We start from the raw sequence: 12560 nt of genomic DNA on the forward strand, positions 1-12560 counted from the left end.
TGGCGTGGATCTACCGGTAGGTGCCGACCGTTGGTCGGCACGCTCTGGCCGTGCGCGAAATGCATCCACGCGTGGCGTGGATCTACTAATCCCAGAACACGGTCAGTACGCGGTGCCCTTCCGAGGGCACGGGGGCATCAATGTGCTGCCCATACGGCCAGCCTTCGCCAACGCCGTCGCACTCCAGGCCCTGCAGCCAGCCTTCCACGGTTGCGGCGTCGGCGCGGGTCAGTACGTGCACGTTCTCGGCGGCAGGCCATTCGCTGTCGTCTTCCAGTGCACTGCCCCAGTCCTGGTGCAGGCCCACGTACACGCCCTCCACTTCCGGCTTTGCGGCTATCGCGGCCAGGCGTGCGTACAGCTCGGCAATCGGCGGGCGGCCGTAGCCCCACTGGTTCGGTGCGATGCACTCTTCGAAATCGTTGCCTTCGAAGTACGCGGCCAGCGGCACCACCGGCAGGTGGTCCGGATCGCGGGCATCGAGTCGTTCCAGCAGGTCCAGCAGGTGTTGGCGGGAGGACATGAAGCGTTCCTTGCAGTGGGGGGCCGCGATTGTATCCAGCGCTGTCAGTAGATCGGCGTCACCTTCATCTGCGGCAGCGGGCGCGGTGCACCGTCGGTCAGGTCCGGGCCCAGGTCTTCCCACGTGCGGCCCTGCTCCACCATCTGCGCCCACAACTGCTGCGACCCGCGACGCTTGTCTTCCGAACCCAGCTTGTACGACGGCGCCACCGGCTCACCAATGGCGACGATGGAGTACGCCGCGCGGTAGGCCAGTACCTGCTGCGCCGGGTCATCGGTACGCGCCACTTCCAGCGTGTAGCGCTGGTAGGCCGAAGCGAGGTTGCGCCAGCGGATCCAGTAGTGGTTCTCGAACGAGAACACGCAGAAGCGTGCGCCGGCCAGGCTGCCCTTGTCGGCGATGCGGCTCAGCACCTCCTGCGGCATGTCCAGGTTCATGCCCCCTTCGTCGCCCTGCAGGCTGACGTGCACGATGCGGTCGCGGTAGCCCGGTGCGCGTGCCTGCAGCAGGTCGCGCCAGTTCTGCATGGTGGCCACCACCGCAAACAGGAAGCGGCCCAGCTCGGCCGCGGCCAGCGGCGTGGCGATGGACTGGTAATGGCGCTGCCAGCCGTGGCGGTTCTCGGTGGGCAGCACCACGGCGCGCTCCAGCGCCTGCTGGCCGGTGGTGCCGTGGCTGACATCCTCGGCATGCTGCGGGTAGACCAGGTTGATGGCGAAGGTCGGCCAGCGCGGCATTGCCGCGTCGAACAGGTGGATGGGGAAGTTGCTGCTGATGCCACCATCGGAGAACCAGCAGATGCGGAATGCGGTGATGACCGGCCCACAGGACTGGCCGGCACTGGTCAGGCCTTCCATGCTGTCGGCCACGTTGTGTTCGGCATCGGGGGTGGCCGGTGACGGCGCGCAGCGGCGCTCGCGGCGCGCCGGCTCGTGCAGCGGCACCGCACTGATCAGCAGCGGGAAGCTCAGGCTCATCCGTGTGGCCACCAGCACCGGCAGCTGCGGGCCCTGTGGCAGGTGGTAGTACTGCCGTCCTTCCACATCCACCGGCGTGCCGGCGTGATCGACCAGCCACTGCACCACGCTGGCCGGGAACAGCTGCTCGAACTCTTCGCGCAGGAACCAGAACTGCGCACCGCCCAGCGGCAGCGTGCGCGGTTCGTTGTGCGACACGCAGGTGGTGATCATCTGCAGGCTGATGGCATGCGGGCTCTCCGGCTCGCCGGCATAACGCGGTGCATCGTGCAGATCGGCAAAGGTGAGCGGTGCGTCCAGCGGCTTGCCGGACAGCTCCTGCAGGCTCTGGTGCAGCCATTCGGTCAGTGCCGGCTTGCGTGCATCGCGGCCCAGGCCGCTGCACAGGCCCAGCAGGTTGCGCCGTGCCACCCGCGCCACCCGCAGCGCGGCACCAGCCACGCCGGCGCCATAGGCACACAGCAGCGACGGCAGCAGGGTGGCGGCCACGCCGCTCCAGCCACCGCCCCACCAGCCCAGGCCCAGCAGCAGTGCCAGCGACACCAGCACTTCCAGCGGGGCGATCTCGAACACGGCCACCGCCAGGCACAACAACTTGCGCGGCCACCCGTAGCCGCCGGTCAGCGCCACCAGCAGCCGGTAGGCCGCCCGCGCGCCGCGTGCCGGCTGGAACAGGCTGTAGATGAAGCCGCGCCGCGACAACTGCGCTGACACCGCGGACAGGCCGCCGTAACCGGTGCCGTCGGCCAGGTGCTCACCCACCTGCTGGCGGCGATCGCCATACGCCGCAGCGGCCGCCACCGCCGCCGCAATGGCGCCGGCCGAGGTGCCGCCGATGCTCTTGAACCGGTAATCGCGGGCCAGCGCCAGTACCGCATTGGGGTACACGATGCCGCTGGTGATGCCGCCCTTCATGACCAGATCGCAGTACTTGTCTGCCACTACCCTGCCCCCGCTGACTGTGCCTGAGATGCCACCCGACGCTACGGACGCAGTATGACGCGAAGGCTTCTCACCGCCTGAGAACCCGCCCACGGAAGGGCAAGGCATCCGCGCATGGCGTGGATCTACTGGCCGGTGCACTTGACCCTGACCACCATCGGCGTAGCATCGACAGCAAGCCAAGGGACAGACCCGCGGCTGCCACAACGACATGAGGGATTCTCATGGAATTCGACTATCTCGTCTTCATCGGGCGTTTCGAGCCCTTCCACAACGGCCACGCCGCCGTTGCCCGCCTGGCCCTGAGCCGGGCCCGCAAGCTGATCTTCCTGGTCGGCTCTGCTGACACCCCCCGCAGCCTGCGCAATCCCTGGACCGTGGCCGAACGCGCCGTGATGATCCAGGCGGCCCTCGATGGCCACACCGATCGCCTGCTGATCCGCCCGCTGCGCGACCACCTGTACAACGAAGCCCAGTGGATCGCCAACGTGCAGCGCCAGGTGGCCGAAGCCCTGCGCAACGACGGCGCCGCCGCCGATGCCAAGGTCGGCCTGATCGGCATGGACAAGGACGCCTCCAGCTACTACCTGCGCGAATTCCCGCAGTGGCCGCTGGTGGACGTGCAGCACACCGCCACCCTGTCGGCCACCGAGCTGCGCCGCTACCTGTTCGAAGCCGGCGATGTCGACTTCCACGGTGCGCTGCTGATGCTGCGTGGCAACGTGCCGGCGCCGGTGTACGACATGCTCGAAGCGTTCCGCAAAAGCGCACCGGCCTATGGCCAGCTGGTGGCCGAGTACCGTTTCATCGAACAGTACAAGGCGGCCTGGAAGGACGCGCCGTACGCGCCCACGTTCGTCACCACCGATGCGGTGGTGGTGCATTCGGGCCACGTGCTGCTGGTGCGCCGCCGTTCGGAACCCGGCAGGGGCCTGTGGGCGCTGCCTGGTGGCTTCGTCGGCCAGGAACAGAGCCTGCTGGACAGCTGCCTGCGCGAGCTGCGCGAGGAAACCCGACTGAAGATTCCACTGCCGGTGCTGAAGGGCTCGCTGAAGAGCCAGCAGGTGTTCGACCACCCCGACCGCAGCCAGCGCGGTCGCACCATCACCCACGGCTTCCACTTCGAATTCCCGGCCGGCGAACTGCCGGCGGTGCGCGGCGGCGACGACGCCGACAAGGCGCGCTGGATTCCGGTGAGCGAAGCCCTGGAAATGGGCCCGCAGCTGTTCGAAGACCACCTGCACATCCTGGAGTATTTCCTCGGCCGCGGCTGACAGGTCCGGCCTCCCCACCGGCGGATAGACCGCCGGTGTCACTCGACGCGAAGGAGCTTCCGTCATGCACTACCTCGATAATCTTCTCCTCGACACCGACAGCTACAAGGCCAGCCACTGGCTGCAGTACCCGCCGGGTACCGATGCCACGTTCTTCTACGTGGAATCGCGCGGCGGCCTGCACGACCGCACGGTGTTCTTCGGCCTGCAGGCGATCCTCAAGGACGCGCTGGCACGGCCCATCACCCACGCCGACATCGACGACGCCGCTGCGGTATTCGCCGCGCATGGCGAACCGTTCAATGAAGCCGGCTGGCGCGATATCGTCGACCGCCTCGGTGGCCACCTGCCAGTACGCATCCGCGCCGTGCCCGAGGGCAGCGTGATACCCACGCACCAGGCACTGATGACCATCGAATCGACCGACCCGGCCGCGTTCTGGGTGCCGTCATACCTGGAAACCCTGCTGCTGCGCGTGTGGTACCCGGTCACCGTGGCCACCATCAGCTGGCATGCGCGGCAGACCATCGCCGGCTTCCTGCAGCAGACCAGCGACGACCCGCAGGGGCAGCTGCCGTTCAAGCTGCACGACTTCGGCGCACGCGGTGTGTCCAGCCTGCAGTCGGCCGCGCTGGGCGGTGCCGCGCATCTGGTCAACTTCCTCGGCACCGATACGGTTTCGGCGCTGTGCCTGGCCCGCGCGCACTACCACGCGCCGATGGCCGGCTATTCGATTCCCGCTGCCGAGCACAGCACCATCACCAGCTGGGGCCGCGAGCGTGAGGTGGATGCGTACCGCAACATGCTGCGCCAGTTCGGCAAGCCCGGTGCGATCGTCGCGGTGGTGTCGGACAGCTATGACATCTACCGCGCGATCAGCGAGCACTGGGGTACCACCCTGCGCGATGAAGTGATCGCTTCGGGCGCGACCCTGGTCATCCGGCCCGATTCGGGCGATCCGGTGGAGGTGGTGGCCGAGAGCCTGCGCCGGCTGGACGAGGCCTTTGGCCATACGATCAACGGCAAGGGTTATCGCGTGCTCAACCACGTGCGGGTGATCCAGGGCGATGGCATCAACCCTGACACGATCCGCGCCATCCTGCAGCGCATCACCGGCGACGGCTACGCCGCCGACAACGTGGCCTTCGGCATGGGCGGTGCGCTGCTGCAGCGGCTGGACCGCGATACGCAGAAGTTCGCGCTGAAGTGCTCGGCCGCGCGGGTGGACGGCGAATGGATCGACGTCTACAAGGACCCGATCACCGACGCCGGCAAGACCAGCAAGCGCGGCCGCATGCGCCTGCTGCGCCGCCTGGACGATGGCAGCCTGCATACGGTGGCGCTGCCGGCCAGCGGTGACCCGACCCTGCCGGCCGGCTTTGAGGACGCGATGGTGACCGTGTGGGAGAACGGCCGGTTGCTGTACGACCAGCGGCTGGATGAGATCCGCGCGCGGGCGGCGGGTCAGCACTGAGGGCGCATCCACGCATGGCGTGGATCTACTGGGGGTAAGTGGACGCATCCCCCTTGACCCACGCCAGCAACGCGTCCACCGTGGGCACGCCGAAGGTATCCCTGCCGTCGTTGCGACAACGGCAGGGATTTGAATGGGAATCCGGTGAAGGCGCCTCGCGCGCCCATTCCGGAGCTGCCCCGCAGCGGTGAATGGAAACGAATCCTGCCAACAGCACTGGGCTCGCGCCTGGGAAGCGGCAGGTAGTAGGTGGGCTGCGGCCCGTGTCCATCAGCCCGAATACCGGCCCCGGCCGGGGGACACGACCGTCCCCTGACTCGACCTGGAATCTCCGCGGGGAGGTTGCCGGGGCCGTCTTCGTCCTGCGCGTGCAGGCGGGGTGGCCGCGCGCGTCCTGTTCACGGTTTCCGGCCAGACCCGTTGCCCACGCCCAGATGCACCCGACGATGACCGAGTTCCAACGCCCCGACCTGTCCCTGCCCGCCGACGGCAAGCGCCTGCTGCTGCATTCGTGCTGCGCGCCCTGCTCGGGTGAAGTGATGGAGGCGATCACCGCCTCCGGGATCGACTACGCGATCTTCTTCTACAACCCCAACATCCACCCGGTGAAGGAATACGAGCTGCGCAAGCAGGAAAACATCCGCTTCGCCGAGCAGCACGGCATTGCCTTCATCGATTGCGACTACGACACCGACAACTGGTTCAGCCGTGCGCGCGGCATGGAAAACGAGCCCGAGCGCGGCATCCGCTGCACGATGTGCTTCGACATGCGTTTCGAGCGCACCGCGCTGTACGCGCATGAGCACGGCTACGACACCATCAGTTCGTCGCTGGGCATTTCGCGCTGGAAGAACATGGCGCAGATCAACGACTGTGGCATCCGTGCCGCGTCGCGCTACGAGGGCCTGCAGTACTGGGATTACAACTGGCGCAAGGGTGGCGGTGCCAGCCGCATGGTGGAAATCAGCAAGCGCGAGCAGTTCTACCAGCAGGAATACTGCGGCTGCGTGTACTCGCTGCGCGATGCCAACCGCCACCGCCGCGAAACCGGCCGCGAGCGCATCAAGATCGGCCTGCTGTACTACGGCCAGGATGCCGAAACGCCGCAGGGCGATTGACGTGGGCGCAGGGGGCGGCCACGCTGGTCGCCCCTTCTGCTGTGCTGGACCCTGCCATGACCGCCCTGCCCGCCGATGTCGCCCTGCTGGTGATCGACCTGCAGCCGGACTTCATGCCCGGTGGTGCGCTGGCCTGTGACCAGGGCGACGCGCTGGTGGCGCCGATTGCCGAGCTGCTGGCACAGCGCCACTACCGCACGGTGGTGGCCACCCAGGACTGGCACCCGGCCGACCACGCCTCGTTCGCCAGCCAGCACCCGGGCACGCGCCCGTTCGAGAGCATCCTGCTGCATGCACAGCCGCAGACCCTGTGGCCGGACCACTGCGTGCAGGGCAGCGACGGCGCCGCGCTGCACCCAGGCGTGGACTGGACCGTGGCCGACCTGATCCTGCGCAAGGGCACCCGCCAGCAGGTGGATTCGTACAGCGCGTTCCGCGAGAACCACGGCCCGGAGGGCGAACGCCCGCCGACCGGCCTGGCCGGCTGGCTGCATGAGCGCCGCATCCGCGAGGTGCATGTGTGCGGCCTGGCGCGCGATTACTGCGTACTGTGGAGCGCACAGGACGCGGTGAAATCCGGCTTCCGGGTGAAGTTCCTGTGGGACCTGACCCGGCCGGTGACCGAAGCCAACGACGCGATGGTGCGCGAGGCGCTGGGCAAGGCAGGGATTGCGATCGTCTGACGCGTGACCGCCGGGCATGGCCCGGCGGGCGCGGGATGGCTGATTACCGGAACACCACCGTGCGGTGCCCGTTGAGCAGGATGCGGTGCTCCACGTGCCGGCGCACGGCGCGCGCCAGCACCTGCGATTCGGTATCGCTGCCCAGCCGCACCAGTTCGCGCGGTGCCATGGCGTGGTCCACGCGGGCCACGTCCTGTTCGATGATCGGGCCTTCGTCCAGATCCTCGGTGACGTAGTGCGCGGTGGCACCGATGATCTTGACCCCGCGCGCGTGCGCCTGGTGGTACGGCTGCGCGCCCTTGAAGCTGGGCAGGAAGCTGTGGTGGATGTTGATCGCGCGACCGGCCAGGGCGCGGCACAGCGTGGGCGACAGGATCTGCATGTAGCGCGCCAGCACCACCAGGTCGATGCGCTCACGCTCGACCAGGTCGATGATCTGCTGTTCCTGCACGGCGCGCGTTTCGGCGTTCACCGGCAGGTGGTGGAACGGCACCTGGTAGGACGCGGCCAGCGGCGCGAAATCGGCGTGGTTGGACGCCACCGCGGCGATGTCCACTTTCAGCTGGCCGCTGTGGGCGCGGAACAGCAGGTCGTTCAGGCAATGGCCCTGCTTGCTGACCAGCACCAGCAGGCGCGCGCGGCGGCGGCCGTCGTGCAGCTGCCAGTCCATGCCGTAGTCGGCGGCCAGCGCGGCCATCGCCGCATGCACGGTATCCAGCGGCAGGCTGGCATCGCGGTCGAAATGCACGCGCAGGAAGAAGCGGCCGCTCTCCTCATCGCCAAACTGCTGGGCGTCGAGGATGTTGCAGCCGTGGTCGAACAACAGCCCCGAGACGCGGTAGACGATACCGGTGCGGTCGGGGCAGGACAGGGTAAGAATGGAATCGGGGCGCATCGCCCGAGTGTAGGGCAGCATCCTGCCGCGATGCACAATGCTGTCAGATGCAACCGATCTTCAATGCGGATGCACGGTCAAGGCCACCAGCCGCACCACCAGCGGGCGCACCAGCAGTACGCCGCAGAACGCGACCGGCATGGCCATCTGGTAGGCGGCCAGCACCCGCGCCAGATAGCCGCTGCCCAGCCCGGCGTTGGCGGCGGTGATGACCAGGCACATCAGCAGCGCCATCAGGCCGGCCATGAAGAAGGCGAAGACAAACGGCGTGCTGCGGGCGTGCAGCTTCCAGCGGGGCGATCGGGGGTAGGCCATGGCACATCGTGTCGAGTGAAGTGGGCCGGCAGGCTAGCGGTGCGGCGGCCGGCGCACAGCCCCGCCACGCTTGGCACAGACCCAAGCGATACTTGTCCTTCCGCATGGCAAGCTGGTCGGTCATGAACCTGTTGCAGCTCATCCGCAGCTTCACCCGCACCGCAGAGACCGGCAGCATTGCCGCCGCGGCCCGCCAGCTCGGCATCAGCGCCACCGCCGTGGGCCAGAACATCAACCGGCTGGAAGCCCACCTGGGCGTGCGCCTGCTCAACCGCAGCACGCGGCAGCTGGCGCTGAGCGAGGCCGGTGCGGTGTACCTGGCGCAGGTGCGGCACATCGAGGCGGACCTGGCGCGCGCGCAGGCGATGGTCACCGCCGGCGATATCGAACCGGCCGGGCCGCTGCGCATCGCCAGCAGCAGCGCGTTCGGTCGCCACGTGCTGGCGCCCCTGCTGCCCAGCCTGCAGCAGCGCTACCCGCAACTGCAGCTGGAACTGCGCCTGAGCGATCGCGCCGTACAGCACGGGCCGGAGGCGGTGGATGCCAGCATCCGCATCGGCGCGCAGCTGGAAGACGGGTTGGTGGCACGGCCGCTGGCGCGCATCCCGTTCGTGTTCTGTGCCTCACCGGCCTACCTGGAGGCGCACGGCACGCCGGGCGATCCGGCCGCACTGAACGGCCATCGCGGCCTGCTGCACCGCTTTCCCACCGATGGCCGGCCGCTGCGCTGGGGGCTGCTGAAGGACGGCCAGCGGGTGGACGCGGCGCTGCCGCCGAGCATGGTCTGCGATGACATCGACGCGCTGGCCGAGCTGGCGGCGGCCGGCGCGGGCATCACCCGACTGGCCGCGTTCGTGGCCGAGCCCTATCTGCGCGATGGCCGCCTGCAGGCGGTGTTCGGCCCGGCCAGCGCATGGCAGCCGGCGCCGATGGAGGTGTTCTTCTGCGTGAGCGACCGCCGCGATTTCACCGCGAAGATCCGCGCGCTGTTCGAGCACCTGCAGGCCGGCATGGCACCGGCCTGGCAGGTCTGAGGTTCAGCGCGCGCGGAACACGTTGCGCGCTTCGCGCGGCTCGCAGCGCAGGTACTGCGGCGACGGCACCACGCTGTCGCCCAGCGCGGCGGCGGCGTGCCACGGCCAGCGCGGGTCGTACAGGATGCCGCGGGCCAGCCCGATGGCATCGGCCTGGTTGTGGCGCAGGATCGATTCGGCCTGTTCCGGTTCGGTGATCAGGCCCACCGCGATGATCGGCATGCGCAGCTTCTTGGCCTTGATGGCCGCCGCGAACGGCACCTGGTAGCCCGGGCCGACGCTGATCTTCTGGCGCTCATCGAGGCCGCCGCTGGACACGTGCAGGAAGTTGCAGCCACGCGCATCCAGGATCTGCGCCAGCGCTTCGCTCTGCACCAGGTCCCAGCCGCCGTCGACCCAGTCGGTGGCGGAAATGCGCACGCCCACGGCCATCTTGTCCGACACCGCTGCACGCACCGCATCGAACACCTCCACCAGCAGGCGCAGGCGGTTCGGCAGCGAGCCACCGTAGCCATCGGTGCGGCGGTTGCTGAGCGGGGACAGGAACTGGTGCAGCAGGTAACCGTGCGCGGCGTGGATCTCGATCAGCTCGAAGCCCAGGCGCTCGGCACGCACCGCGCTGGCGGCGAAGGCCGCGATGATCTCGGCGATGCCGGCTTCATCCAGCGCCTCGGGCGCCGGATCGGTAGCGTGGAACGGTACCGGTGACGGGGCGACGGTGGCCCAGCCGTTGGCATCGTCGGCCGGCAGCTGGCGGCCACCGTCCCAAGGACGGGCGGTGGAGGCCTTGCGGCCGGCGTGGGCCAGCTGGATGCCCAGCGGCATCGACGACCAGCGGCGGACGCTGGCCAGCACCTGCGCCAGGGCGGCCTCGGTGCCGTCGTCCCACAGGCCCAGGTCGGCCCAGCTGATGCGCCCGCGCGGCTCGACCGCGGTGGCTTCCAGGATCAGCAGGCCGGCGCCGGACTGCGCGAGGTTGCCCAGGTGCATGGCGTGCCAATCGCTGGCGCGGCCGTCTTCGGCGGAGTACTGGCACATCGGCGCGATCACGATGCGGTTGGGCAGGGTCAGGGGGCCGAGGGACATCGGCGAGAACAGCTGGCTCAAGACGGTCAGGACATGCGTAGGGGGTGCGTATTGCACCGCTGCGCGGCCTGCGGATCAACCATCTGGATGGATCGCTGTTTCGCGCGACCTGATGCAGCCGAGCGTGGGCTCGGCTCTACAGAAGCCGGCAGCCCTTGTAGAGCCGAGCCCATGCTCGGCTCAGGGCGTGGCCCAGCCCGCCAACGCCTCGGCGCAGTCCCGTTCATCCTTGAACTGCAGCAGGTCGTCAGCGCGGGTGCGGCCACGGTTCAGCGCCGCCACCGGCAACCCGGCCTTGGCCGCGGCCTGCACGAAGCGGAAGCCGGAATAGACCATCAGCGAGGAGCCCACCACCAGCACGGCATCGGCCTGCTGCAAGTGCTCATGCACGGCCGCTACGCGCTCGCGCGGCACGTTTTCGCCGAAGAACACCACGTCCGGCTTCAGCAGGCCGCCGCAGTACGGGCAATCCGGCACCACGAAGGCAGAAAAGTCGGTTTCCAGATCGGCGTCGCCATCCGGGGCGATGCCTGCTTCCAGCGCGTCCCAGCCCGGGTTGGCATCGAGCAGGCGCTGCTGGAAATCCTCGCGCCCGCTGCGGCGTTCGCAGCCCATGCAGCGCACCAGGTCCAGCCGCCCGTGCAGGTCGATCACGTTCCGGCTGCCCGCACGCTGGTGCAGGCCGTCCACGTTCTGGGTCAGCAGCACCTGCAGCGTGCCGCGCGCTTCCAGCGCAGCCAGCGCCTGATGGGTGCCGTTGGGCAGGGCCAGGCCGAAGCGCGGCCAGCCCAGCAGGCTGCGCGCCCAGTAGCGCTGGCGGGTGGCCGCCTCGCCCATGAAGGCCTGGTAGGTCACCGGCGGCATGCGCTTCCACTGGCCGTCGGTATCGCGGTAATCGGGGATGCCCGAGGCCGTGCTGCAGCCGGCGCCGGTCAGCACGAACAGGCGTTGGGCACGGTCGATGAAATCGGTCAGCGGCGGGGTCATGGCAGCAAAATGGGGGCGCATGGGCACCCCCGCAAGCGCGTGGTCAGCTGGCCGGGTCGGCCGCCGGGGTGCCCGGCAGGCGCGGCACGGCGGTCGGCTGGCCGTCGTCACCCAGCGCGATCATCACGAAGTGGCCGCGCGTGCACAGCTTGCGCTCGCCGCTGTGCAGGTCTTCGGCGATCAGTTCCACTTCGACCTTCATCGAGCTGCGGCCTACTTCGACGATGCGGCCCACGGTTTCCACCATCTGGCCGATGCGGATGGGCAGCTTGAAATCGACCTGGTCGCTGCGCGCGGTCACCACGGTGCGGCGCGAGTAGCGGGCGGCGGCGAGGAAGGCGGCCTTGTCCATCCACGCCAGCGCCTGGCCACCGAACAGGGTGCCCATGTGGTTGGTGTGGTTGGGGAAGACGATTTCGGCCATGCGCACTTCGATGGGCGGCACGGTTTCGGGAATGGGGGTCATGGCGGGGCCATTGGTGTGGGGTGCGGCAATTTTAAGCCAGCCCCGGTGCAGGCGGCGCTACACTGCGCCACGCCCACCGCACGGAACGTTGCCATGCCCGCCGCCGCCGACCTGCTGGCCTTCGCCCTGCTGTCGCTGGGCATGGTGCTCACGCCTGGGCCGAACATGGTCTACCTGGTCTCGCGCTCGATCTGCCAGGGCCGCCGCGCCGGGCTGGTGTCGCTGGGCGGGGTGGCGCTGGGCTTCGTGTTCTACATGCTCTGCGCGGCGCTGGGCATCACCGCCCTGCTGATGACCGTGCCCTTCGCCTACGACGCGCTGCGCATCGGCGGCGCGCTGTACCTGTTGTACCTGGCCTGGCAGGCGGTGAAGCCGGGCGGACGCTCGCCCTTCGCGGTGCATGCCCTGCCCGTGGACAGCCCACGCCGGCTGTTCGCCATGGGCTTTTTGACCAACCTGCTGAACCCGAAGATCGCGGTGATGTACCTGTCCCTGCTGCCGCAGTTCCTGCATCCGGATGGCCACGGCAGCGTGCTGGCACAGTCCGTGGTGCTGGGCTTCACCCAGATCGCGGTCAGCCTGGCGGTGAACACGGTGATCGTGCTGATGGCCGGCAGCATTGCGGCGTTCCTGGCCGCGCGGCCGAGCTGGCAGGCCGCGCAGCGCTGGTTGATGGGCACGGTGCTGGCCGGGCTGGCCGTGCGCATGGCGGTGGAAGGACGGCGGTAGCCACGCTTTGTAGAGTCGGGGGGGGGGGGGGGGGGGGGGGGGGGGGGGGGGGGGGGG

13 protein-coding genes and 1 riboswitch are annotated in these 12560 nt (G+C 68.9%); of the genes, 6 read left to right on the forward strand and 7 right to left on the reverse strand.

Annotation, left to right across the window (positions count from 1 at the left end; genetic code table 11):
- Positions 1 to 85: 85 nt before the first annotated feature.
- On the reverse strand, positions 86 to 523 hold the full coding sequence (locus IAE41_RS19950; RefSeq protein ID WP_200734299.1) for a hypothetical protein: 438 nt from the start codon (positions 521 to 523) through the stop codon (positions 86 to 88).
- 44 nt (positions 524 to 567) lie between these two features.
- Complete coding sequence (locus IAE41_RS19955; protein WP_325167015.1) at positions 568 to 2442, reverse strand: patatin-like phospholipase family protein; 1875 nt, start codon at positions 2440 to 2442, stop codon at positions 568 to 570.
- A gap of 218 nt (positions 2443 to 2660) precedes the next feature.
- Between IAE41_RS19955 and IAE41_RS19960 the strand changes: the two genes are divergently transcribed.
- From IAE41_RS19960 to pncA, 4 genes are all read left to right on the forward strand, one after another.
- Complete coding sequence (locus IAE41_RS19960; protein WP_200734309.1) at positions 2661 to 3716, forward strand: bifunctional nicotinamide-nucleotide adenylyltransferase/Nudix hydroxylase; 1056 nt, start codon at positions 2661 to 2663, stop codon at positions 3714 to 3716.
- Positions 3717 to 3780: 64 nt separating this feature from the next.
- Positions 3781 to 5190, forward strand: coding sequence for a nicotinate phosphoribosyltransferase (locus IAE41_RS19965; RefSeq protein ID WP_200734300.1), 1410 nt, complete (start codon positions 3781 to 3783; stop codon positions 5188 to 5190).
- Positions 5191 to 5284: 94 nt separating this feature from the next.
- Positions 5285 to 5478, forward strand: a riboswitch (cobalamin riboswitch).
- A 158-nt stretch (positions 5479 to 5636) separates the two neighbouring features.
- The gene (locus tag IAE41_RS19970) at positions 5637 to 6308 is read left to right on the forward strand and encodes an epoxyqueuosine reductase QueH (protein WP_200734301.1); all 672 of its coding nucleotides are present in this window, start codon (positions 5637 to 5639) and stop codon (positions 6306 to 6308) included.
- Between the two features lie 56 nt (positions 6309 to 6364).
- Complete coding sequence (gene pncA, locus IAE41_RS19975) at positions 6365 to 6991, forward strand: bifunctional nicotinamidase/pyrazinamidase (RefSeq protein ID WP_200734302.1); 627 nt, start codon at positions 6365 to 6367, stop codon at positions 6989 to 6991.
- Between the two features lie 43 nt (positions 6992 to 7034).
- Here pncA and purU read toward each other — a convergent pair whose 3' ends face one another.
- Both purU and IAE41_RS19985 read right to left on the reverse strand, forming a co-directional pair.
- Positions 7035 to 7886 carry a formyltetrahydrofolate deformylase gene (gene purU, locus IAE41_RS19980; protein WP_079224860.1) on the reverse strand — a complete coding sequence of 284 codons (852 nt, stop codon included), beginning with the start codon at positions 7884 to 7886 and terminating at the stop codon, positions 7035 to 7037.
- Between the two features lie 60 nt (positions 7887 to 7946).
- Positions 7947 to 8201 carry a DUF2798 domain-containing protein gene (locus tag IAE41_RS19985; RefSeq protein WP_200734303.1) on the reverse strand — a complete coding sequence of 85 codons (255 nt, stop codon included), beginning with the start codon at positions 8199 to 8201 and terminating at the stop codon, positions 7947 to 7949.
- A 122-nt stretch (positions 8202 to 8323) separates the two neighbouring features.
- Here IAE41_RS19985 and IAE41_RS19990 point away from each other — a divergent pair, with 122 nt between their 5' ends.
- Positions 8324 to 9235, forward strand: a complete 912-nt coding sequence (locus IAE41_RS19990; protein WP_200734304.1) for a LysR family transcriptional regulator — start codon at positions 8324 to 8326, stop codon at positions 9233 to 9235.
- 3 nt (positions 9236 to 9238) lie between these two features.
- Here the strand turns inward: IAE41_RS19990 and IAE41_RS19995 are convergent, their stop codons facing one another.
- From IAE41_RS19995 to IAE41_RS20005, 3 genes are all read right to left on the reverse strand, one after another.
- Entirely contained in the window at positions 9239 to 10342 is a 1104-nt protein-coding gene (locus IAE41_RS19995) for an NADH:flavin oxidoreductase/NADH oxidase (RefSeq protein WP_200734305.1), read from the reverse strand.
- A gap of 159 nt (positions 10343 to 10501) precedes the next feature.
- A complete protein-coding gene (locus IAE41_RS20000) occupies positions 10502 to 11308 on the reverse strand; it encodes an NAD-dependent protein deacetylase (protein WP_200734306.1) in 807 nt (268 codons plus the stop codon).
- Between the two features lie 43 nt (positions 11309 to 11351).
- Positions 11352 to 11774, reverse strand: coding sequence for an acyl-CoA thioesterase (locus IAE41_RS20005; RefSeq protein WP_079224850.1), 423 nt, complete (start codon positions 11772 to 11774; stop codon positions 11352 to 11354).
- Between the two features lie 93 nt (positions 11775 to 11867).
- On the opposite strand from IAE41_RS20005, the gene IAE41_RS20010 reads away from it, so the two are divergent.
- Entirely contained in the window at positions 11868 to 12503 is a 636-nt protein-coding gene (locus tag IAE41_RS20010; RefSeq protein WP_200734307.1) for a LysE family translocator, read from the forward strand.
- The last annotated feature ends 57 nt before the right edge of the window (positions 12504 to 12560 follow it).

Origin of the sequence: Stenotrophomonas sp. S39 (assembly GCF_016624665.1) — a bacterium.
Classification (GTDB): domain Bacteria; phylum Pseudomonadota; class Gammaproteobacteria; order Xanthomonadales; family Xanthomonadaceae; genus Stenotrophomonas.